General features: G+C 69.3%; 21 protein-coding genes. 11 read left to right on the top strand and 10 right to left on the bottom strand.

What is annotated here, in order from left to right; all coding sequences use genetic code 11:
* Positions 1-780: 780 nt before the first annotated feature.
* Positions 781-1,746, bottom strand: coding sequence for a quinone oxidoreductase (locus J2X41_RS06225; protein WP_310080498.1), 966 nt, complete (start codon positions 1,744-1,746; stop codon positions 781-783).
* A gap of 5 nt (positions 1,747-1,751) precedes the next feature.
* On the bottom strand, positions 1,752-2,447 hold the full coding sequence (locus J2X41_RS06220) for a dienelactone hydrolase family protein (protein WP_310080497.1): 696 nt from the start codon (positions 2,445-2,447) through the stop codon (positions 1,752-1,754).
* A 128-nt stretch (positions 2,448-2,575) separates the two neighbouring features.
* On the opposite strand from J2X41_RS06220, the gene J2X41_RS06215 reads away from it, so the two are divergent.
* From J2X41_RS06215 to J2X41_RS06190, 6 genes are all read left to right on the top strand, one after another.
* Positions 2,576-2,833 (top strand): DUF6489 family protein, encoded by a 258-nt coding sequence (locus J2X41_RS06215; RefSeq protein WP_310080496.1) that lies wholly within the window; start codon positions 2,576-2,578, stop codon positions 2,831-2,833.
* Complete coding sequence (gene mnmE, locus J2X41_RS06210; protein WP_310080494.1) at positions 2,830-4,173, top strand: tRNA uridine-5-carboxymethylaminomethyl(34) synthesis GTPase MnmE; 1,344 nt, start codon at positions 2,830-2,832, stop codon at positions 4,171-4,173. The genes J2X41_RS06215 and mnmE overlap by 4 nt, the downstream gene beginning before the upstream one ends.
* Positions 4,174-4,337: 164 nt before the next feature.
* Positions 4,338-6,194 (top strand): tRNA uridine-5-carboxymethylaminomethyl(34) synthesis enzyme MnmG, encoded by a 1,857-nt coding sequence (mnmG, locus tag J2X41_RS06205; protein ID WP_310080493.1) that lies wholly within the window; start codon positions 4,338-4,340, stop codon positions 6,192-6,194.
* Positions 6,194-6,859 carry a 16S rRNA (guanine(527)-N(7))-methyltransferase RsmG gene (gene rsmG, locus J2X41_RS06200; RefSeq protein ID WP_310080492.1) on the top strand — a complete coding sequence of 222 codons (666 nt, stop codon included), beginning with the start codon at positions 6,194-6,196 and terminating at the stop codon, positions 6,857-6,859. The genes mnmG and rsmG overlap by 1 nt, the downstream gene beginning before the upstream one ends.
* The gene (locus J2X41_RS06195) at positions 6,843-7,655 is read left to right on the top strand and encodes a ParA family protein (protein ID WP_310080491.1); all 813 of its coding nucleotides are present in this window, start codon (positions 6,843-6,845) and stop codon (positions 7,653-7,655) included. The genes rsmG and J2X41_RS06195 overlap by 17 nt, the downstream gene beginning before the upstream one ends.
* Positions 7,656-7,742: 87 nt before the next feature.
* Positions 7,743-8,636 (top strand): ParB/RepB/Spo0J family partition protein, encoded by an 894-nt coding sequence (locus J2X41_RS06190; protein ID WP_310080490.1) that lies wholly within the window; start codon positions 7,743-7,745, stop codon positions 8,634-8,636.
* A 249-nt stretch (positions 8,637-8,885) separates the two neighbouring features.
* Here J2X41_RS06190 and J2X41_RS06185 read toward each other — a convergent pair whose 3' ends face one another.
* From J2X41_RS06185 to J2X41_RS06165, 5 genes are all read right to left on the bottom strand, one after another.
* Positions 8,886-9,626 carry a DUF5710 domain-containing protein gene (locus J2X41_RS06185; protein ID WP_310080489.1) on the bottom strand — a complete coding sequence of 247 codons (741 nt, stop codon included), beginning with the start codon at positions 9,624-9,626 and terminating at the stop codon, positions 8,886-8,888.
* 69 nt (positions 9,627-9,695) lie between these two features.
* Positions 9,696-10,748: a DNA polymerase III subunit delta gene (holA, locus tag J2X41_RS06180; protein ID WP_310080488.1), complete on the bottom strand. Its 1,053-nt coding sequence runs from the start codon at positions 10,746-10,748 to the stop codon at positions 9,696-9,698.
* Positions 10,749-10,817: 69 nt separating this feature from the next.
* Complete coding sequence (lptE, locus tag J2X41_RS06175) at positions 10,818-11,330, bottom strand: LPS assembly lipoprotein LptE (RefSeq protein WP_310080487.1); 513 nt, start codon at positions 11,328-11,330, stop codon at positions 10,818-10,820.
* A gap of 3 nt (positions 11,331-11,333) precedes the next feature.
* Positions 11,334-13,919 (bottom strand): leucine--tRNA ligase, encoded by a 2,586-nt coding sequence (gene leuS, locus J2X41_RS06170; protein ID WP_310080486.1) that lies wholly within the window; start codon positions 13,917-13,919, stop codon positions 11,334-11,336.
* A 152-nt stretch (positions 13,920-14,071) separates the two neighbouring features.
* On the bottom strand, positions 14,072-14,584 hold the full coding sequence (locus tag J2X41_RS06165) for a DUF3576 domain-containing protein (RefSeq protein WP_310080484.1): 513 nt from the start codon (positions 14,582-14,584) through the stop codon (positions 14,072-14,074).
* A gap of 290 nt (positions 14,585-14,874) precedes the next feature.
* Between J2X41_RS06165 and J2X41_RS06160 the strand changes: the two genes are divergently transcribed.
* Positions 14,875-15,291 (top strand): NtrZ family periplasmic regulatory protein, encoded by a 417-nt coding sequence (locus J2X41_RS06160; RefSeq protein ID WP_310080482.1) that lies wholly within the window; start codon positions 14,875-14,877, stop codon positions 15,289-15,291.
* A 7-nt stretch (positions 15,292-15,298) separates the two neighbouring features.
* On the opposite strand, the gene J2X41_RS06155 is transcribed toward J2X41_RS06160, so the two are convergent.
* Positions 15,299-15,913: a thiamine phosphate synthase gene (locus J2X41_RS06155; protein ID WP_310080480.1), complete on the bottom strand. Its 615-nt coding sequence runs from the start codon at positions 15,911-15,913 to the stop codon at positions 15,299-15,301.
* A 24-nt stretch (positions 15,914-15,937) separates the two neighbouring features.
* On the opposite strand from J2X41_RS06155, the gene J2X41_RS06150 reads away from it, so the two are divergent.
* Positions 15,938-16,582, top strand: coding sequence for a YggS family pyridoxal phosphate-dependent enzyme (locus J2X41_RS06150; RefSeq protein ID WP_310080479.1), 645 nt, complete (start codon positions 15,938-15,940; stop codon positions 16,580-16,582).
* A gap of 25 nt (positions 16,583-16,607) precedes the next feature.
* On the opposite strand, the gene J2X41_RS06145 is transcribed toward J2X41_RS06150, so the two are convergent.
* The gene (locus J2X41_RS06145; RefSeq protein ID WP_310080478.1) at positions 16,608-17,135 is read right to left on the bottom strand and encodes a L,D-transpeptidase family protein; all 528 of its coding nucleotides are present in this window, start codon (positions 17,133-17,135) and stop codon (positions 16,608-16,610) included.
* Positions 17,136-17,218: 83 nt separating this feature from the next.
* On the opposite strand from J2X41_RS06145, the gene J2X41_RS06140 reads away from it, so the two are divergent.
* The gene (locus J2X41_RS06140) at positions 17,219-17,905 is read left to right on the top strand and encodes a response regulator transcription factor (protein ID WP_029589393.1); all 687 of its coding nucleotides are present in this window, start codon (positions 17,219-17,221) and stop codon (positions 17,903-17,905) included.
* 194 nt (positions 17,906-18,099) lie between these two features.
* Here the strand turns inward: J2X41_RS06140 and secB are convergent, their stop codons facing one another.
* A complete protein-coding gene (secB, locus tag J2X41_RS06135; protein ID WP_310080477.1) occupies positions 18,100-18,594 on the bottom strand; it encodes a protein-export chaperone SecB in 495 nt (164 codons plus the stop codon).
* 161 nt (positions 18,595-18,755) lie between these two features.
* Between secB and timA the strand changes: the two genes are divergently transcribed.
* Both timA and J2X41_RS06125 read left to right on the top strand, forming a co-directional pair.
* Positions 18,756-19,355 (top strand): TIM44-related membrane protein TimA, encoded by a 600-nt coding sequence (timA, locus tag J2X41_RS06130; protein ID WP_310080476.1) that lies wholly within the window; start codon positions 18,756-18,758, stop codon positions 19,353-19,355.
* The gene (locus J2X41_RS06125; protein WP_310080475.1) at positions 19,355-20,491 is read left to right on the top strand and encodes an MltA domain-containing protein; all 1,137 of its coding nucleotides are present in this window, start codon (positions 19,355-19,357) and stop codon (positions 20,489-20,491) included. Before timA ends, J2X41_RS06125 begins: the two co-directional genes overlap by 1 nt.
* The last annotated feature ends 2 nt before the right edge of the window (positions 20,492-20,493 follow it).

Here is a 20,493-nt window from a genome sequence, read left to right as displayed (position 1 = left end):
ACCTCCCCCACAGGGGGAGGATCTTGGGCGCACGGCCTCGTCGCGTTTCGGGATCTCCGAAACGCGGGGTGGGGAGGCGCGGAGCGGTCCGGGCCGAGCCCGGATGACCGTGGGTTTAGAGTTTGCGTTTCGGCTAGACCTGACCGCTCCGCGAAACCGTTCTTCTCAAGGGACGGCGATTGAGGGCTTGTTTCATCCCGATCGACGTTTCCCCTCAGGCGGGCAGGATCAAAGTCGCCCGGAAGGGGCCGTCGGCGACTCCGACTGATCCTCGAACAGGCCGGTTTGAACTCCCGGCCCCGTCAACCCGCCTGTCCCGCCATCGTCCCCGACCAGCCTTGGAGCCTTCTGAGCCCCGCCGCCCGCCGCGGTCCGATCGCCAGGCCCAGGCGGCCCCGCTCGGTTCCATCCCCATCGCCTGCTTGGGCCGGTACCAAGAGCCTTCCCCCGCGATAGGGACAGCGATGATTGTGCGGGAGGTTTGAGGTCCGAGGACTTGTGACGCTGATTATTTTTCAGAACATTGAAAAAGCTGGGGTTATTTGCGCCGCCAGCGGGGATTGAGGGCCGTCCATCCCCCTGAACTCCCTCTCTCTTTGAGAGAGGGAGGGGCCCGCCGCGAAGCGGTGGGAGGGTGAGAGGTTTCACCGCTGGCCGGCGTGCCGGCAGGGCTTTAGGTACGAACCTGCGAGGGTGTAACCCCTCACCCTCCCACGCCTGCGGCGCGGGTCCCTCCCTCTCCCTCTGGGAGAGGGCGAAGGAGGCGGCCGCATCTCCGACCTACGGAAGCAGCAGCGTCGCCCCGGTCGTCCGCCGACCTTCCAGCGCCTCGTGCGCAGCTCGGGCCTGAGCCAACGGAAACGTCTGCCCCACCTCGATCTTCACCGCGCCGGACGCCAGCATCGCGAACAACGCCGCGGCGCTCTCGTCCAGTTCGGCGGTGGTGGCGATGTAGTCGAACAGCCGCGGCCGGGTCAGGAACAGCGACTTGGCGCCCAGCTCCAGCGGCGCGATCGCCGGGGCCGGCCCCGAGGCGTTGCCGAACGTCGCCAGCACGCCGCGCCGGCCCAGGCTCTTGAGGCTGGCCTCGAAGGTGTCCTTGCCGACCCCGTCATAGACCACGGCCACGCCCTTGCCGCCGGTGATCTCCGTCACGCGCGCCGCGACATCCTCCTGGCCATAGAGGATGACATGGTCGGCGCCGTGGCCGCGGGCGAGGGCGGCCTTGGCCTCAGAGCCGACCGTGGCGATCACGGTCGCGCCCAGGGCCTTGGCCCACTGGACCAGGATCGACCCGACGCCGCCGGCCGCCGCGTGGACCAGGACGGTCTGACCGGGTTCGACCTTGTGACAACGGCGGACCAGGAACTCGGCGGTCATGCCCTTGAGCAGGATGGCCGCGGCGGTCTCCAGGCTGACCCCGTCGGGAACCCTGACCGCCCGGTCGGCCGGAACCACGGCGGCCTGCGCATAGGCGCCAAGCGTGCCGTTATAGGCGATGCGATCGCCGGCCTTGAACCGGGTGACGCCGTCGCCCAGCGCCTCGACGACACCGGCGGCTTCCAGGCCCAGGACCGCCGGCATCTTCATCGGATAGAGGCCGCTGCGGTGGTAGGTGTCGATGAAGTTCAGGCCCACGGCCTGGTGGCGGACCAGGACCTGGCCCGGACCTGGCGTGGGCACGGGCAGGTCGACGGCCTCCAGCACATCGGGGCTGCCGGTGCGCACGGCTTGTATGGCCAGCATGGCGGTCAGCCCAGGTTGGACTTGAAGAAGGCCAGGCTGCGGGCGTTGGCCGTACCGGCGTCCGCCGCGTCGTAGTGGGCGCCGCCGACCCGGGCGAAGGCATGGTCGCGGCCCGGATAGGTATGGATCTCGATCTGCGGGTGGTCCTTCAGCGCGTCGAGGATCAGCTTCTGGGCCTCCTTGGGCACGAATTGATCTTCCTCGCCGAGGTGCATCAACAGGGGACGGGCCAGCTTTTCGGCCTCGGCCAGGTGCTTCTCGATTCCGACGCCATAGTAGGCGACGCTGGCGTCGGCGTCCGTGCGGGTGGCGGTCAGGAAGGCCAGCAGGCCGCCCAGGCAATAGCCGACCGCCCCGACCTTGCCATTGACGCCCGGCAGCTCGCGAACGGCGGCGATGGTCGCGGCGATGTCCGAAACGCCGGCGTCGACGTCAAAGGCGTTATAGAGCTCGAACGCCCGCTTCCATTCGGCGTCGCTCTGATCGGTGATGTCGATGTCCGGTTCGATGCGCCAGAACAGGTCGGGGCAGACGGCCACGAAGCCCTGGGCGGCCAGGCCGTCGCAGATGTCGCGCATCACCTTGTTGACGCCGAAGATCTCCTGGATGACGACGATGGCCGGGGCGGAGGCCGCCGAAGGCCGCGCCACATAGGCGGAGAAGGCCCCGTCGGGGGTGGTGATCGTGAGGGTCTCGGACATGGGGCTCTCCGTATCGCTGGCGGGGATCTTATTCGCGTCGATGGGACTTTCGACCGAAGCGCTCTAACGTGCGCCGAAGCGGTCAGGGCATAACAATATCGTGCCCTCAAGGCAGGGAACCCCAGATCATGAAGATGACCATCGAGATCGACTGCACGCCGGTGGAGGCCCGCGCCTTCCTGGGCTTGCCGGATGTGAGCGCCCTGAACGAGCATCTGGTCAAGGAAATGCAGGATCGCATGACCTCGAACATGGCCATGCTGGCGCCCGAGGAACTGATGAAGAACTGGATGGCGTTCGGGGCCGGGGCCCAGGACCAGTTCCGCAAGCTGATGACGGCCGCCGCCGGGGCGGCGGTCGGCGGCATGGGCGGCAAGACCGAATGAACGACACGATCTACGCGCCGGCCACGGGCGTGGGCAGGGCGGCGGTGGCGGTGGTGCGGATTTCCGGACCGCGCTCGGCCGACCTCGTACGAGCCCTGGCCGGCGACTTGCCCAAGCCGCGCCGCGCCGCGTTGCGCGGACTGAGTCGCGGCGGGGTGGCCCTGGACGATGCGCTGGTGCTGTGGTTCGAGGGGCCGGCCAGCTATACGGGCGAGGACGCCGCGGAGTTTCACGTGCACGGCGGGCGGGCTGTGGTCGAGGCGCTGCTTGAAGCGCTCGCCGCCGAGGGTTTGCGTCTGGCCGAGCCCGGCGAGTTCACGCGGCGCGCCTTCGAGAACGGCAAGCTTGACCTGACCCAGGCCGAGGGCGTGGCCGACCTGATCGACGCCGAGACAGAGGCCCAGCGGCGGCAGGCGCTAGGCCAGCTGGGGGGTGCGCTGAGCCAGCGCTACGACGCCTGGCGCGAGCTGCTGGTCCAGGCCCTGGCCATGCTGGAGGCGGCGGTCGACTTCCCGGACGAGGAACTGCCGGAAGACGTGGCGGCGCGGGCGCGGCCGGGACTGGCTGTCCTGGAGGCCGAGATCGCCGCCGCCCTGGTCGACGCCTCGCGCGGCCGGCGGGTGCGGGACGGCTTCCGCATCGCCCTGGTCGGAGCCCCTAACGCCGGCAAGAGCACGCTGCTGAACGCCCTGGCCGAGCGCGACGCGGCGATCGTGACGTCGACGCCCGGCACCACCCGGGACGTCATCGAGGTTCCCCTGACCCTCGGCGGCTACAAGGTCCTGCTCGCCGACACAGCTGGGTTGCGGGAGACCGAGGACGCCATCGAGGCCGAGGGCGTTCGCCGGGCGCGGGCCTGGGCGGCCGAGGCGGACCTGCGGCTGTGGGTGATCGACGCGGCGATGTTTCACGTGAAACAGGACAACGAGCTGTCGGCGCTGCAATCCGGCGACTGGGCGGTGGTCAACAAGATCGACCTGGTCGACGCCTATCGGCTGGAGGAGCTTCGCGAGGTGCTCGCCGCTCAAGGCCTGAAGGTGATCGAACTGGCCGCCCGCAAGCCAGGCGGGGCGGAAGAGGCGAAGGCGGCCCTGACGTCCCACGTGGTCGAGGCGCTGGCTGGCGCTGAATTCCCGGCGGCCACGCGGATCCGCCACGCGGAAAGTCTGGTTGAAGCGCGGACCTATATCCAGCGGGCCCTTTCGGACGTCGGGCTGGAGGTCGAACTGGCTGCCGAGGACGTCCGGCTGGCCGCCCGGGCCTTGTCGCGGATCACGGGGCGGATCGACCCTGAGGTCGTGCTGGACCGTGTGTTTTCGAGCTTCTGCATCGGCAAGTGATGTTTCACGTGAAACACCGGCTTGAAACATCCACAGGCTGACCACAGATGTCTGGTCGCTGTTTCACGTGAAACACGCCAGACCGACTCGCCGATCGGCGGGGTTCCACGTATAAGGTTGATCACGCCCCCGCCGCGACGGGGGCGTTCGCATTGAGGCGCGTCTTGTCCAACACTTGGGATGTCATTGTCATCGGCGGCGGTCACGCCGGCTGCGAGGCGGCGGCCGCGTCGGCGCGCACGGGCGCGCGCACCCTGCTGCTGACCCACAAGCGCGAAACCGTGGGCGAGATGTCGTGCAACCCGGCCATCGGCGGCCTGGGCAAGGGCCATCTGGTCCGCGAGATCGACGCCCTGGACGGCCTGATGGGCCGGATCGGCGACAAGGCCGGCATCCAGTATCGCCTGCTGAACCGCTCGAAGGGTCCGGCCGTTCGCGGTCCGCGCTCGCAGATCGACCGCAAGCTCTATCGCCAGGCCATGCAGGCCGAGCTCTTCGCCTATCCGAACCTTGAGGTGATCGCCGCCGCGGCCGAAGACCTGATCGTCGAGAACGACGCCGTGGCCGGGGTCGTCGACGGGGAGGGCGGGGTCTACCGCGCTTCACGTGTGGTGCTGACCACCGGGACCTTCCTGAAGGGCGTGATCCATCAGGGCGAGACCCGCACTCCGGCCGGCCGGGTCGGTGACGCGCCGTCGATCGGCCTGTCGGACCGCCTCTACGCGCTGGGCTTCGACATGGGCCGCCTGAAGACCGGCACCCCCGCCCGGCTGGATGGCAGAACCATCGCCTGGGATCGCCTGGAAATGCAGGCCGCCGACGCCCAGCCCGAGCCGTTCTCGTTCCTGACGTCGCACGTGGACGTGCCGCAGATCCAGTGCGGCATCACCTATACGACGGCTGAAACCCACAGGATCATCGCCGAGCGCCTGGGCGAGTCGGCGGTCTATGGCGGCCGCGCCACGGGGATCGGCCCGCGCTACTGCCCGTCGATCGAGGACAAGGTCGTCCGCTTCGCCGACAAGACCAGCCACCAGGTGTTCCTGGAGCCCGAGGGCCTGGACGACGACACGGTCTATCCGAACGGCGTCTCGACCTCGGTCTCGGCCGAGACCCAGTTGCTGTTCCTGCGCACCATGCCGGGCCTCGAAAACGTCGAGGTCATCCGGTACGGCTATGCAATCGAGTATGACTATGTCGACCCGCGCGAGCTCTACCCGACGCTGGAGACCAAGCGTCTGCCCGGGCTCTACCTGGCCGGCCAGATCAACGGCACGACCGGCTATGAGGAGGCCGGGGCCCAGGGGCTGATGGCCGGGCTCAACGCGGCGCTGGCCGCGCAGGACAGGGAGCCCGCCGTCCTGGCCCGCGACGAGGCCTATATCGGGGTGATGATCGACGACCTGGTCACCCGGGGCGTCACCGAGCCCTATCGGATGTTCACCAGCCGGGCCGAGTTCCGCTTGATCCTGCGGGCCGACAACGCCGACCAGCGCCTGACCGACAAGGGCCTGGCCCTGGGCGTGGTCGGCGCGGTGCGCGCCCAGGCCTGGGCCGCCAAGAAGGCCGAACTGGAGGCCGTCCGCGCCTTCGCCCGCTCGGTCACCCTGACCCCGGCGGAGGCCAATCGGGCCGGGTTCAAGGTCAATCACGACGGCCAGCGACGCGATGTCCTGGCCATGCTGGCCCTGCCCGAGGTCAGCCTCGATCGGCTGGCCGCGGTATGGCCGGAGATCTCCACGTGGAGTCCGATGGCCCGCGAGCAGATCGAGATCGAGGCGGCCTATGCCGGCTATCTCGACCGCCAGCGCAACGACGCCGAAGCCTTCCGCAAGGAAGAGGACCTGCGCCTGCCGGCCGACCTGGACTACGGCCTGGTCGGCAGCCTGTCCAACGAGGTGCGCGAGAAGCTGGCGCGGGTGAAGCCGCTGACCCTGGGCCAGGCGGCGCGCATCGAGGGCGTCACGCCCGGCGCCCTGACGGCGCTGCTGGCCCACGTCCGCCGGGCGAAGGCCGCTTGATGTCGGTCAGCGCCGCGCCCCTGGTCGTCGAAGAGCTCGACCCGGTCGACGCCACCGCCTTCCAGCGGCTGACCGGCTGTTCCGACGCGCAACTATCTGACCTGACGCGGTTCCAGGCCCTGCTGGCCGAGTGGAACGCGGTGATGAACCTGGTGGGCCCGGCGACGATCGCGCCCTACTGGAACCGCCATGCCTGGGACAGCGCCCAGCTGCTGCGGCTGGCGCCCGAGGCCCGGACCTGGGCCGACCTGGGGGCCGGCGCCGGCCTGCCGGGCGTGGTGCTGGCCATCCTGCTGAAGGACACGCCCGGGGCCAAGGTCCATCTGGTCGAGAGCATGGCCAAGCGCTGTCGCTTCCTTCGGGTCGTGGCGGACGAACTGGGCCTGCCCGTCGAGATCCACAACGCCCGCGCCGAGGACCTGGACCTGAAGGTCGAGGTGGTCACCGCGCGGGCCTGCGCGCCGATGGTCAGACTGCTGGGTTACGCCCAGCCCTACCTGAAGCGCGGCGCGGTCGCCTGGTTCCTGAAGGGACAAGATGTCGCTTCTGAACTGGCCGAGGCCGCCACATACTGGAAATTCGAGTCCGACCTGCGGCCATCCCTGAGCGACCCGCGAGGCCAGATCGTGCAAGTGAAGGGGCTTAAGAGTGTCCGTAAAGTCTGACCAACCGCTGCGCGTCCTGGCCATCGCCAACCAGAAGGGCGGGGTCGGTAAGACCACGACGGCGATCAACCTGGGCACGGCCCTGGCGGCCTGCGGCGAACGTGTGCTGCTGATCGACGCCGACCCGCAAGGCAACTGCTCGACCGGTCTGGGCATCACCCGGATGCAGCGCAAGACCACGCTCTATGACGTGCTGATGGGCGAGAAGCCAGTGGTCGACGCAGCGGTTCGCACAGAGCTTCCCGGCCTGGACGTGATCCCCGCCGACGCCGACCTGTCGGGCGTGGAGATCGAGCTGGGCCAGCAGGCGCGCCGTTCTTACCGCCTGCGCGACGCCCTGGAGCCGCTGCGCACGAGCGGGGAATATAGTTATGTGCTGATCGACTGCCCGCCGTCGCTGAACGTGCTGACCGTCAACGCCATGACCGCGGCCGACGCGGTGTTCGTGCCGCTGCAGTGCGAGTTCTTCGCCCTGGAAGGCTTGACCCAGCTGATGCGGACCATTGAGCGGGTGCGCGGCAGTCTCAATCCCAAGCTGGAGATCCAGGGCGTGGTGCTGACCATGTACGATCGCCGCAACAGCCTGTCGGACCAGGTGGCGCGGGATGTCCGGCAACACTTCGGCGACAAGGTGTACGACGCGGTCATACCCCGCAACGTCCGGGTGTCGGAGGCGCCGTCGTTCGGTAAGCCCGTGCTGCTCTACGACCTCAAATGCGCCGGCAGCCAGGCCTATCTGCGGCTGGCGCGCGAGGTCATCAGCCGCGAGAAGTCGCGACTGTCCCAGGCGGCCTGATCGCCTGCCTGAGGAAAACCGTACAAGTCGTTGTCGAAGTTGAGTGTTGAGCGCGTGAAGGAGTCGGTTGTGGCAGGAGAGCCGGGGATGTCTGAAGGTCGTCGTGGTTTGGGTCGCGGCCTTTCCGCCTTGCTTGGCGAGGTCGATTCCGCCCCCGCCCAGGCCCCCGGTGATACCAGCGGCGGCTCGCGGGAAGCCCCGATCGAACTGATCCGCCGTAATCCCGACCAGCCGCGCCGGACTTTCCGCGAGGAAGACCTGGTAGAACTTTCGGACTCGATCCGCGAGAAGGGCGTGCTGCAGCCGATCCTGGTTCGCCCCGCGCCGGGCGCGGCGGGCGAGTACCAGATCGTCGCCGGCGAACGCCGGTGGCGGGCGGCCCAGCGCGCCGGCCTCAAGACCCTGCCGATCATGGTCCGCGAGCTGGACGACCTGGCGGTGCTGGAAATCGGCATCATCGAGAACGTCCAGCGCGCCGACCTGAACGCGATCGAAGAGGCTCTGAGCTACAAGGTGCTGATCGAGAAGTTCGGCCAGACCCAGGAGGTCATCGCCCAGACCGTGGGCAAGAGCCGCAGCCATGTGGCCAACACCCTGCGGCTGCTGTCGCTGCCGGACTCGGTCCAGGGCTATGTGACCTCGGGAGAGATGACGGCCGGTCACGCCCGGGCGATCGCCACGGCGCCCGACCCCGCGGTCCTGGCGCGCGAGGTCATCGCCAAGGGCCTGTCGGTGCGCGACACCGAGGCTTTGGCTCGCCGGACGCCGAACGCCGCCGGCGAGGTGCGTTCCAAGGCGAGCGGCGGTCGGCCGCCGAAGTCGAAGGACACCGACACCCAGTCGCTGGAAGCCGACCTGTCGTCGCTGCTCGGCCTGGACGTCGAGATCGACGACCGCGGCGGGGCCGGCGCCCTGACCATCCGCTACGCCACGCTCGAGCAACTCGACGACCTGTGCAACCGCCTGACGCGGGGCGGCTGAGGCGCCGAAACAGGGTCCTCTGTGGCGCACAGAACCTGGCTTGGCCGTGGTTCTGCCCGCCCGATGTTCGACAACGCGACGTCCTGGATCGACGATATTGCTTCAAGTTTTTGATATATAGGCAGAAATCGCGTTTTCGAACTCGGATTCGAATGGCTTCGAAGACCGCGATTTCCACAGAAAATCTCGGATCCGGACGCTACGCGCTTTGACAGGGCGCGCGACTCACGGTCGCGAGCCCTGGCCGGCCTAGCCGCTCAAGCCCAGCCATCGTCGAACCGTCCCCAGGATCACGGCGCCGATGGTCTTCGGAGGGGCGGGTCGGCTTGCCGGCGCCGCCGGCGGCCGGACCGTCGTTCCGGCCCTGACGCCCGAGATCTCCGGGGCGATGTCGAGGGCAAGACCGAACGATCCCGCCGCCTCGAACACACCCTTCACCCGAAAGGCCTTCAGGTCGGCAAGATCGTGAGCGTCGCGCGGCAGGAAGGGGGCGCCCAGGTCCTCGAACAGATGGACGTCGCCCTGCAGCGCGCCGCACTCCGAGCAATGGTTCGCCCAGTAGGAGCCGCGGGTCGCCTGACTGAACGCTCGCCGATAGCGCGGCGCCCGCATGATCGCCTGGGCCGCGATCGGGGAGGGCAGGGCGTCGATATGGAAGGCGAAGCACCAGCTCTCGCCGCCGCCCCACCGGCCCTGGCCGTCGAGGTCGTCCTCCCAGACGCTGAAGTCCTCGAAGCCGGGGGCCATCAGGAAGCCGGCGACGGTGGTGGTCTGCTCGCAGCTCCAGCACCGCCGAGGCGCGGTGACCACATAGGTTTCCGCCGACCGCAGGTTCGATCCAGGAAGGCTGGAGGTCTGCTCGGGAAACCAGCGTCGAAAAGGCTGGAGATCCAGGCCGTCCGGAACATACCAGCAGCGCCGCGAGGGTTCCCAGAGCGCGCCCAGCGCCTCGGCCTGGTCCCTCTCCGCGTAGGGCACGTTAAGGTCCATGACGCCTCGTACTGGGTCTCCAACGCTTAAGATAGACCAAGCGCGTCAATTCCCAAGCTTGGCCTTACGTTAGAGTCCCAGCCGCCGCGCCTTGCCGGCGATCTGCAGCGCCAGGCGCTCGGAGATCAGCTGGTCCGGCGAGCCGGAGGTCTTGCAGGCCTTGTCGGCCGCCAGCACCTCGGCCTGGACCAGGAGAAGCTGGTCGAGGGTCCAGGCCCGGGCCTGGCGCAGGAACTCGCGCTCGCTCTTCCAGAACACGCCGGAGGCCTTGGCCGCCGCCGCCAGGTCGACGCCGTTCTTGTGCAGGGTCAGGGTGCGGCGCAGGCGGCCCAGGTGATAGCCCATGGCCCGCACGGCCGCTGGGCCGCCTTCGCCCTCGGCGGCGGCGCGGCGCAGGCCGGCCTGGGCGGGGCCCACACGGCCTCCGAACGCGTCGATCGCGGCGTCGCCCAGGGAAGCCTCCGGTTCGACCCCCAGGAAGTCCGTCAGGTCGGCCGAGGTGGCCACCACGCCGCTGCCGGGGCCCAGAAAGAGGGCCAGGCGCTCGACCTCCGCCCGGGCCACGCCGCGCTCCTTGGGCAGGCGCGAGACGAACAGGTCCAGGGCCTCGCCGTTCAGGCTGACCTTGTCCTTGGCCAGGGTTTCGCGGGCCAGGCGGGCCAAGTCGCCGGCCTCGTCCTCGTAGCAGGGGATGACCGCCGCGCCGGCGGCCTTCTCGGCCGCCTTGCGCAGGGCGGAATCGCGGCCCAGGGCGCCGGCCTCGATCAGGAAGAAGGCGTCGGGGTTCAGCTGGCCCTCGACGTGCCGGACCAGGGCCTCGGCGGCCTGCTTGTCGGGGCCGCCCTTCTCGCCGGTCAGGCGCAGGCGCACCAGGCGCCGGCCGCCCATCATCGACAGGGCCGAGAGCTCGTCCTCCAGCTTGCCCGCCTGGCTGTCCAGGTCGCTTTCGGTCAGCTGGGCGGTGTCGAACGGATCGTCGGGACGTGCGAACAGCTTGTTGGCCAGCTGGTCGGCCCGGTCGCGCACCACGCCGCGGTCGCGGCCATAGATGACCACGGCGCGGATGTCGGCGGCCGGGTCCCGCAGGAAGCGTTCGATGTCCGGTCGTTTCGACAGGATCATGGCCAGCCTATTCGAGCGACGTGGACGCCAATGCGCGTGAGGAGGACGCGCGAGAACAAGGCCGGGCCCCTACGCCTTGGCCTTACCGGCCAGCCAGGCGGCCAACTCGAGCTGGATGCGGCGGGCCAGCTCGGTGGCGGCGCGTTCCTGGCTGTCCTGCTGGGCGGCGATGGAGGCGTAGGGCTGGTCGGCCGAGTCGTAGGTCACCGCCGCGCTGGTGGAGCCGGATCGCACCTCTTGACCGGTCTTGATGTCCAGGAGCCGCCATTTGGCCGTCAGGCTCAACTCGTAGCGGTTGGCGACGTTGTCGACGCGAACGCCGCGCGCATAGCGTTTCTCCTCGATCGCGTAGACCAGCCGGTGGGACGGCAGCCGGTTGACGTCGCGCGCGAAGGCGTCGTCGAGCTTCTCGCGCAGCAAATAGCCGGCGCGGCCGTCGGCCGCCACCACCTCGATGGTGCTGAGCCCCTTGGTGACCGACTGGTCGCCGTACAGGGGTGTGAAGCCGCAGGACGACAGGGCCAGGGCCGCCACGGCCAGGAGGACGGCGGGAAGGGTCTTGGAGAGCGGAAAGCGCTTCATGGATCAGCCGGCCACGATGTTGACGATACGGTCTTTCACCACGATCACCTTGCGAACGGTCAAGCCCTCAAGGTGGGCCAGGACGGCGGCGTCCGCCAGTGCGATTTTCTCGACATCGACCTCGGCCGTGCCGGCCTTGACCTTGATCTCGCCGCGCCGCTTGCCGTTGATCTGGATCGGCAGCACCCGCTCGTCGTCGGCCGCCAGCAGCGGGTCGGCCTTGGGCCAGGGCGCGTCGACGACCATGCCGGCCTTGCCCAGCCGCGCCCAGGCCTCCTCGGCCAGGTGGGGGGTGAAGGGCGAGATCAGGCGGGCCAGGATCTCCAGCGCCTCGGCCCGGGCGGCCAGGACGCCCTGGGAGGCGTTCTCGGCCGGCGCGGCCTTCAGCATGTTGAGGAACTCGTAGAGGCGCGCCACGCCGCTGTTGAAGCGGAAACCCTCGATCGAGTCGGTGACGAAGCCGATCAGCCGGTGGGCGCCCTTGCGCAGGGCCAGGGCGGTGGCGTCGGCCTCGTCATGGGCGAAGTCGCCGGCCGGTTGGCTGTCGAACTCGTTCCAGACCCGGTGGGTGAAGCGCCAGGAGCCCTCGACGCCGCTGTTGGTCCACTGCACGTCGCGTTCGGGCGGGCTGTCGCTCATCACGAACAGCCGGGCGGCGTCGACGCCGTAGGCCTCGAAGATGTCCTCGGGGGCGACGACGTTCTTCTTGGACTTCGACATCTTCTCGATGTCGCCGATGACGATCGGCTCGCCGGTGGCGGCGTGGCTAGCCGAGCGCGCATTGCCCTCAACCGCGATCACCACATCGGACGGCTCGACCCACTCGCCGGCGGCGTTCTTGTAGGCCTCGTGGGTGACCATGCCCTGGGTGAACAGGCCGGCGAACGGCTCCTCGACCGAGACCAGGCCCTCGTCCTTCAGGGCGCGGGTGATGAAGCGAGCGTACAGCAGGTGCAGCACCGCGTGCTCGACGCCGCCGATATACTGGTCGACCGGCATCCAGTGGTCGGCGGCGGCCTTGCTGATCGGCTCGGCGGCGGTGGGATCGGTGAAGCGGGCGAAGTACCAGGAGCTGTCGACGAAGGTGTCCAGCGTGTCGGTCTCGCGCTCGGCCTTGCCGCCGCAGCTGGGGCAGGTGGTGTGCCGCCAGGTCGGATGGCGCAGCAGCGGGTTGCCCGGCTTGTCGAAGCTGACGTCGTCGGGCAGCACCACGGGCAGCTGGTCCTCTGGCACGCCGACCGGGCCGCAGGCCTCGCAGTGGATCACCGGGATCGGGCAGCCCCAGTAGCGCTGGCGGCTGACGCCCCAGTCGCGCAGGCGATAGACCGTGGCGCCCTGGCCCTGGTCCATGGCCTCGATGCGGTTGACGGCCTCGGTCTTGGCCGCCTCGATGTCCAGGCCGTCCAGGAACCGCGAATTGAAGATCGACCCGGGGCCGACATAGGCCTCCTTGCCGACCTGGAAAGTCGCGGCGTCCTCGCCCGGCGGCAGGACCACCGGAAGGACGGGCAGGTCGTACTTGCGGGCGAAGTCCAGGTCGCGCTGGTCGTGGGCCGGGCAGGCGAAGATCGCGCCCGTGCCGTAATCCATCAGGATGAAGTTGGCGATCCACACCGGCAGGGTCTGGGTCGGGTCCAGCGGGTGGACGACGCGCAGGCCGGTGTCGCGGCCCAGCTTCTCGGCGCCCTCGATGTCGGCCTCCGACGTGCCGCCCTTGCGGCACTCGGCGACGAAGGCGGCCACGGCCGGGTCGGCCGCCGCCAGCTGCTCGGCCAGCGGGTGCTCGGGGGCGATTCCGACGAAACTGGCGCCAAACAGCGTGTCGGGGCGGGTGGTGTAGACCTCCAGGCCATCGGCGTGGCCTTGCGGCGCGTCACCATCGAACTTGAACGTGAATCGCAGGCCCTTGGACCGGCCGATCCAGTTCTCCTGCATGATCCGGACCTTCTCGGGCCAGCGGTCCAGGGTCTTCAGGCCATCGATCAGGGCGTCGGCATAGTCGGTGATGCGCAGGAACCACTGGGTCAGCTTGCGCTTCTCCACGGTCGCGCCCGAGCGCCAGCCCTTGCCGTCGATCACCTGCTCGTTGGCCAGGACGGTCATGTCGACCGGGTCCCAGTTGACCGAGGCCTCCTTGCGATAGACCAGGCCACGCTTCAGCAACCGCAGGAACCAGGCCTGCTGCTGGCCGTAATAGGCCGGGTCGCAGGTGGCGAACTCGCGCGACCAGTCGACCGACAGGCCCAGGGCCTTCAGCTGCTCGCGCATGGCGGCGATGTTGTCGTAGGTCCAGCCCTTGGGATGGACGCCGCGCTCCATGGCGGCGTTCTCGGCCGGCATGCCGAAGGCGTCCCAGCCCATCGGGTGCAGGACGTTGAAGCCCTGGGCGCGCTTGTAGCGGGCCACGACGTCGCCCATGGCGTAGTTGCGCACATGGCCCATGTGGATGCGCCCCGACGGATAGGGGAACATCTCGAGCACATAGTACTTCGGACGCGCGTCGGGGGTGATCGGCGTCAGGAAGGTGTTGGCGTTCGCCCACGCGGCGCGCCACTTGGGCTCGGTGTCTTTGGGGTTGTAGCGGGCCATGAAACCAGACTGTTGGGAACGGAAACGCGCGCCTCGGGCGCGGTCCGCGGAAGTCTTAAGCGGTTTCGGCCGTGGCGCGCTTCTCTAAAGTACGGACGGGAGCCATTTGTCGCGCGGACAAAGGGCTCCCGCGAAGAACCCGGGGTGAGACCCTAGTTCTTGATGTTGGAAAGTCGAAGCTGACGGGCGCGGGTCAGGATGGCGTTCTCGATGTCGGTCGCCGTCTGCTCGGTGGCCGCCGTGTCCGTCCAGCCGCCGCTGGCGTCCTTGACCTGCTTGAAGATCGTGACGTTCAGGCCGTCGGCCCGCAGGCGGGTGTCCAGGATGTAGACGGTCGCCTTGAAGCGCTCGTCCGGCTTTTCCGGATTGGTGTACCAGTCGGTGACGATCACGCCGCCGTAGGGGTCGGCCGAGGCCAGGGGCATGAAGGCCAGGGTGTCGAGGCTGGCGCGCCACAGGAAGCCGTTGACGCCGATCACGCCGGCCTGGGACGTGGACTTGCCGCCGCCGCGACCCCCGAACAGCCTGAAGCCCGGCTCGTCGTTCTGGGTCGTGAAAGTACCCCCGCCCTTGTTCCCGCCGCAGGCCGAAACCCCGGTCAGGACGGTCAACGCCAGAACGCCAGCGGCGACGCCGCGCAACACCGACCCACGCTCAAACGCCATAGTACCTCGCTCCAATGTCTCGCCGACGCGTTCGCGCATCGCTGGCGCGCATCTCGGGCGCGCCCCCGCAGCCGGAAGCCGGTCTATAGCATGGTCGCGCTGCGTCAAAACAGGAATCGCGTGGCAGGACCGCCACAGGCGCCGCTTGAATCGACTCCTGCGACCTCTTGCCTAATCCAACCGTGGTTGACCGCGTTGTACTCAGGCCTTTAATCGATAATCAGGGAGCCCGCTCCTATATAGGGTTTGACTCTATATGAGGCGCGGGTTGGGGATTGGGTTCGAGTAACATGTTCGCCGTACGGTATTTCATGGCAGGGGCCGCCACGCTGATCCTTCTGGGATCGGCTTCGGGAGCCTATGCCCAGAGCAAGCCGCGCACGACCACGCCCGATTTCGCCGTCAAGAACGACTTCAGCAACCCGACCCCGATCGCGCCGTTCAACCCGCAGCAAGGCCCGAAGAAGTCCCTGAAGTGGGACGACAAGAAGGGCAAATGGGGCCTCAAGCTCGATCTCGATCAGCCCGTGGGCCGCGAGATGGAAGCCAAGGACGTCCAGGCCGGCGCGTACTACAGCGTCACCCCGTCGATCCGCGTCGGCGGCGCCGTGGCCCTGGGCGATCAGAACCCGGCCCTGGCCGCTCGCCGCAACGAGATTCAGGAGCCCGCGCCGCGGGTGAAGCTGGAAACCGCGTTCAAGTTCTAGAACGCGATCAAGCGCCCGAAGGGGCGCTCAGCGCCTCCACCGCCGCGATCCCGACAATCCCCGTGTCCAGCAGCCGCGCCACCGTGTCGGCGCGCACGCCGCCCAGGGCGTAGACTGGCGTCTCCACCGCCTCGACGATCCTTTTCAGGCCTTCCACGCCCAGCGGCGCGCCCGCCGAGGGACTGCGGCTGGGGAAGACCGGCGAGACCACCAGGGCGTCGGCGCCCGCCACGGCCCCGGCCTGGGCCGCCTCCAGGCCATGGGCGGCGATCGTGATCAGCCAGTCCGAATGAATCTCGCGCAGGTGGGGCAGGGTGGAGGCCAGGCGTTCGGGCAGGTGAAGACCGTCAGCCTCGACCGCCCGCGCCAGCGCCGCGTCGGCCCCGACCAGCAGCGACAGACCCCGCCGCCGCGTGATCTCGCGCAGCCGCGAGCCCCGCGCCACCGCGTCCGGCGCGCCGAACGCCCGGAAGACCACGGCCGCGCCGGCCGGCAGGCGCTCGGCGACCCGTTCGGGATCGGGCGTCCGTTCGGGATCGGTGAAGAACAGCAGGTTCGGCAGCGGCTTTCCGCGCACCAGCCATGGGCGAAGGCCCGCCGCCGTTCTAGACAGGGCTTCCATCTGGTCGCTCACGTGCTTGAAGCCATGTCTGAAGTCTACGCCTCGATCCAAAACCGCATCCGGGCCGCCGCCGTGGCCGCCGGCCGGCCGGCCGACGCGGTCACCCTGGTGGCGGTGTCCAAGCTGCAGCCGTGGGACCATATCGCGCCCATTCTCGCCGCGGGCCAGCGGGTGTTCGGGGAAAATCGTGTCCAGGAGGCCATGGGGCGGTGGGGCGAACGACGGGACCAGGTCGAACTGCGCCTGATCGGGCCCCTGCAGAGCAACAAGGCCCGCGACGCGGTGGCCTTCTTCGACGTGATCGAGAGCCTGGACCGCGAAAAACTGGCCCATGTGCTGGCCGACGAGATCCAGGCCCAGGGCAGGGCCCCGCGCCTGTTCGTCCAGGTCAACACCGGCGAGGAGCCGCAGAAGGCCGGGATCGCGCCCGGCGAGGCCGACGGCTTCATCGCCCTGTGCCGGAGCCTGGACCTGCTGGTGGAAGGCCTGATGTGCATCCCGCCGGCGGAAGGCGACCCCGCGCCGCATTTCCGGCTCCTGGGCCAGATCGCCGCCCGCAACGGGCTGGCCAAGCTCTCCATGGGCATGAGCGACGACTTCGAGACCGCCATCGCCTGCGGCGCCACCTCCGTGCGGGTGGGGTCGGCGCTATTCGGCAGCCGCACCTGACCCTTCTCCCGCAAGGGGAGAAGGATCATTCAGCGATCTCGACCACATCCCCTGGCTTGGCCGCCGCCAGCAGCGCCTCCACGTCCTCGCGCTCCAAGGCCACGCAGCCTTCGGTGCCCGGATAGCCGTCGCGGGCCAGGTGCAGGAAGATCGCCGAGCCCAGGCCGGCGACGGGCGGGTCGTCGTTGTGGCCCAGCACCACCACCAGGTCATAGACGGGGTCGTCGCGCCACAGCCGTTCGGCGCTGGTGGGGTAGGGCAGCTTGACGGACTGGTTATAGGCCGGATCGCCCGGCGCGTCGCACCAGCCGTCGTCCGGCGCGATCGGCCGGGTCGGCAGGGCCGTCGCCGGCCCGTCCGGATAGACGTCGGGCCTGTAGAGGACGTAGCGGATCGGCCAGACGCCGGCCGGGCTGCGGTTGTCGCCCTCGCGCTTGTCGCCGGCCGCGATGACGCCGGCCTTGCCAAGCGCAGCGCGCGCCGACCCTCCATCCCATTCGATCCAGCCGTCCCAGGGGCTCGGACCGTCGGGGCGGGCGCGAAAGATCGTCAAGACGCGGTCTCCAAGGGCGTTGCGGCGCCGGGAACGAGAACCGCCCTTGGCGCCGGGGGCCGCAGCGGTGCATGTTCCCGCCCATGGCGCAACGCAAAACCCTTCTCCTGGTCGATGACGACGATGATCTGCGCGGGGCTCTGGCCGAGCAGCTCGCCCTCCACGAGGAGTTCGCGGTCGCCGAGGCGCCCACGGCCGGCGAGGGCGTGCGGATGGCCAGGGAGCTCAAGCCCGACCTGGTCCTGCTGGACGTCGACCTGCCCGACATGGACGGCCGCGAAGCCTGCCGGCTGATGCGCAAGAACGGCGTCACCGCGCCGGTGATCATGCTGACGGCGGCGGCCAGCGACAGCGACACCATCCTGGGCCTGGAATCCGGCGCCAACGACTATGTGACCAAGCCCTTCCGCTTCGGCGTGCTGCTGGCCCGCATCCGCGCCCAACTGCGCAGCTACGAGGCCTCCGAGGACGCCCTATTCCGGATCGGCCCCTACGAGTTCCGGCCGTCGGCCAAGCTGCTGATCGACGAGAAGCAGAAGAAGGTCCGGCTGACCGAGAAGGAAACCAACATCCTCAAGTACCTTTACCGCGCCGGGTCCAAGCCCGTGTCGCGCGAGGAGCTGCTGACCGAGGTCTGGGGCTACAACGCCGGGGTCACCACCCACACGCTGGAGACCCACGTCTACCGCCTGCGCCAGAAGATCGAGCCCGACCCGGCCGTGGCCCGGATCCTGATCACCGAGATGGGCGGGTATCGGCTGCAGCCGTAGAACTTCCCTAAGGTTTGTCATCCCGGACAAGGCCCAAAGGGCCGCCGATCCGGGACCGCCGGAAGCTCTGAGTTCACGCGTCGGTCCCGGATCTTCGCGCTGCGCGCTCGTCCGGGATGACAGGCTTTGGATATAAAAAAGCCCCGGCCGCTTGGAGCGACCGGGGCTTTTGTCATTCAGCGCTCAGCCTGTGATCAGGCGTTGCCGACCACGACGCCTTCGGCCTGGGCCTTGCGGGCGGCGTAGACGCCGGCGAAGTCGATCGGGTCGATCAGGAAGGGCGGGAAGCCGCCTTCGGTGGTGACGTCCGAGACCAGGCGGCGGGCGTAGGGGAACAGGAAGCGCGGGCACTCGATCAGCAGCACCGGCTCCAGCTGGTCTTCCGGCACGCCGGAGATGTGGAACAGGCCGCCGTACATCACCTCGACATGGAACACCGGCTGCTCGTCGCGGGTGGCGCGCGCCGACAGCTTCAGGTCGACCTCGAACAGGCCGTCGGGACGGCCGCGGGCGTTCATCTCGACGCCCATGTCGATGGCCGGCGGGGCGCCGCCGGAACGCAGGGAGTCGGGGGCGTGCGGGCTCTCGAACGAGAAGTCGCGCACGAACTGGGCGATGATGCGGATGCCGGTTTCGCCGGGCGCGCCGTCTTCGGAAGCGGCGGGCGGAGCGGCGGTGGTGTCGGTCATGTGCGATAAATCCGTATTCGGCGTCGAAATTGGCCGCTAGGAGAGAGCCGGGCTGCTAACACGGGGGCGGCTGGCGCGCAACGCCAGGCGCCTGACGCGCGAGCCCGTTATGGCCTATATAGGTCCGATAAGGCGCGTCGGCCGAACGAGCGGAAAATATCGTGTTTGAATGGATTATCCTCGCGGCCCTGGCCGCGGTCGTCCTCTACCAGCTCTACGCCACCCTGGGTCGCCGGGTCGGGCGTCAGCCCGAGGACGCGCCGCAGCCCGTTCCCGCCAACGCCCCGGCGCGCGACCTGAAGACCGTCGAGGCCCCGCCAGAAGCCCTGTCGGGCATCGCCGCCTTGCGCGCCCGCCAGGCCGACTTCGATATCGGCCATTTCCTGAGCGGCGCCCGCCAGGCTTACGAGATGATCGTCAAGGCCTTCGCCGCCAGTGATCGCGAGACGCTGCGGCCGTTGCTGTCGCCGGACGTGATGGCCAATTTCGAGACCGCCATCGCGGCCCGCGAGGCCCAGAACCGCACCGAGAAGGCCGAATTCCTGGTCCCGCCGCGCACCGACCTGGACTCCGTCTCCGTCGAGGGCGACGTCGCCAAGGCGGTGGTCCGCATCCTGGCCGAGATCCGCACCCGCTCGACCAGCGCCGAGGGCGAGGCGGTCGACGACCGCCGCACCGCCGACCTGTGGACCTTCCAGCGCGACCTGAAGAGCAAGAACCCGAACTGGACCCTGGTCCGCGTCGACGTCGCGGAGGCTTGATGTTTCGCCAGGGGTTTGTCGCCGCCTTCGCCTTGCTGGCGCTGGCGGCCTGTACGACCGCGCCGGTCCGGCCGGCGGGTCCCGTCACGCCGGGGACGACCCCGCCGCTGGTCACGCACACCGCCCCTTCGACGCCCGTGTCGTTCAACGACCTGGCCGGATGGGCGCAGGAAGACCACCTGGGCGCCCTGGACGCTTTCCGCCAAGGCTGCGGCGCGGCCAAGGATCCGGCCCTGGTCGAGGTCTGCCGCAAGGCGCGGGCCGAGCGGGTCGGAAACGACGACGACGCCCGACGCTTCCTCGAGGCCAACTTCCGGCCCGAGGCCCTTCCGGGCCAGGGCCTGCTGACCGCCTATTTCGCCCCGGAATACGAGGCGCGGATGTCGCGCTCGGCCGAGTTCAGCGCCCCGATGCGCGGCAAGCCGGCCGACCTGGTCACCCTGGACCTCGCCCAGTTCGATCCGGGCCTGTCAGGCAAGAAGGTCGCCGGCGAGATCGAGGGCGGCCAGGTGCTGCCCTATCGCGACCGCGCCGCCATCGAGGCGACGCCGGAGACCCGTCCGCTGGCCTGGCTGCGGCCGGAGGACCTGTTCTTCCTGCAGATCCAGGGCTCGGGCGTGCTGGTCCTGCCCGATGGCCGCCGGGTCCGCGCGGCGTTCGCGGCCCATAACGGCCGGCCGTTCGTCGGCATCGCCACCCCGATGCGCGACCGCGGCCTGCTGGCCGACAACAACACCTCCGGCGACGCCATCCGAGCCTGGCTGGCCAATCATCGCGGTCCCGAAGCCGACGCCATCATGCGGCTGAACCCGCGCTATGTGTTCTTCCAGACCCTGCCGGACGACGGTCGGCAGGCCGTGGGCGCGGCGGGGGTGCCGCTGCCCCCCGGCCGGGCCATCGCCGTCGATCCTGGCAGGCACGCGATGGGCGAGCTCTTCTGGCTGGACGCCAGCGCGCCCAAGCTGGCGGGCGGCTTTCCGACCTATCGCCGCCTGGCGGTGGCCCTGGACGTCGGCGGGGCGATCAAGGGCGAGGTGCGGGCCGATCTCTACACCGGCACGGGCGCGGCGGCCGGGGCCGAGGCCGGGCGCGTGCGCCACGACCTGCGTCTCTACCGCCTCGTCCCCCGGGGCTGACG

It is taken from the genome of Caulobacter sp. BE254 (assembly GCF_031457295.1).
Classification (GTDB): Bacteria; Pseudomonadota; Alphaproteobacteria; order Caulobacterales; family Caulobacteraceae; genus Caulobacter.
The sequence above is the reverse complement of the archived record's forward strand: the minus strand, read 5'-3'. Positions and strand labels throughout refer to the sequence as shown.

Bases quoted from the DNA above. Each gene is read 5' to 3' on its own strand.
- J2X41_RS06185 (WP_310080489.1), bottom strand. From the start codon at position 9,626: ATGGACCTTAACGTGCCCTACGCGGAGAGGGACCAGGCCGAGGCGCTG.
- secB (WP_310080477.1), bottom strand. From the start codon at position 18,594: ATGACCGACACCACCGCCGCTCCGCCCGCCGCTTCCGAAGACGGCGCG.
- J2X41_RS06220 (WP_310080497.1), bottom strand. From the start codon at position 2,447: ATGTCCGAGACCCTCACGATCACCACCCCCGACGGGGCCTTCTCCGCC.
- J2X41_RS06165 (WP_310080484.1), bottom strand. From the start codon at position 14,584: ATGGCGTTTGAGCGTGGGTCGGTGTTGCGCGGCGTCGCCGCTGGCGTT.
- J2X41_RS06150 (WP_310080479.1), top strand. From the start codon at position 15,938: ATGTCTGAAGTCTACGCCTCGATCCAAAACCGCATCCGGGCCGCCGCC.
- mnmE (WP_310080494.1), top strand. From the start codon at position 2,830: ATGAACGACACGATCTACGCGCCGGCCACGGGCGTGGGCAGGGCGGCG.
- J2X41_RS06160 (WP_310080482.1), top strand. From the start codon at position 14,875: ATGTTCGCCGTACGGTATTTCATGGCAGGGGCCGCCACGCTGATCCTT.
- J2X41_RS06155 (WP_310080480.1), bottom strand. From the start codon at position 15,913: ATGGAAGCCCTGTCTAGAACGGCGGCGGGCCTTCGCCCATGGCTGGTG.
- rsmG (WP_310080492.1), top strand. From the start codon at position 6,194: ATGTCGGTCAGCGCCGCGCCCCTGGTCGTCGAAGAGCTCGACCCGGTC.
- J2X41_RS06125 (WP_310080475.1), top strand. From the start codon at position 19,355: ATGTTTCGCCAGGGGTTTGTCGCCGCCTTCGCCTTGCTGGCGCTGGCG.
- J2X41_RS06190 (WP_310080490.1), top strand. From the start codon at position 7,743: ATGTCTGAAGGTCGTCGTGGTTTGGGTCGCGGCCTTTCCGCCTTGCTT.
- leuS (WP_310080486.1), bottom strand. From the start codon at position 13,919: ATGGCCCGCTACAACCCCAAAGACACCGAGCCCAAGTGGCGCGCCGCG.
- J2X41_RS06140 (WP_029589393.1), top strand. From the start codon at position 17,219: ATGGCGCAACGCAAAACCCTTCTCCTGGTCGATGACGACGATGATCTG.
- lptE (WP_310080487.1), bottom strand. From the start codon at position 11,330: ATGAAGCGCTTTCCGCTCTCCAAGACCCTTCCCGCCGTCCTCCTGGCC.
- J2X41_RS06225 (WP_310080498.1), bottom strand. From the start codon at position 1,746: ATGCTGGCCATACAAGCCGTGCGCACCGGCAGCCCCGATGTGCTGGAG.
- J2X41_RS06215 (WP_310080496.1), top strand. From the start codon at position 2,576: ATGAAGATGACCATCGAGATCGACTGCACGCCGGTGGAGGCCCGCGCC.
- holA (WP_310080488.1), bottom strand. From the start codon at position 10,748: ATGATCCTGTCGAAACGACCGGACATCGAACGCTTCCTGCGGGACCCG.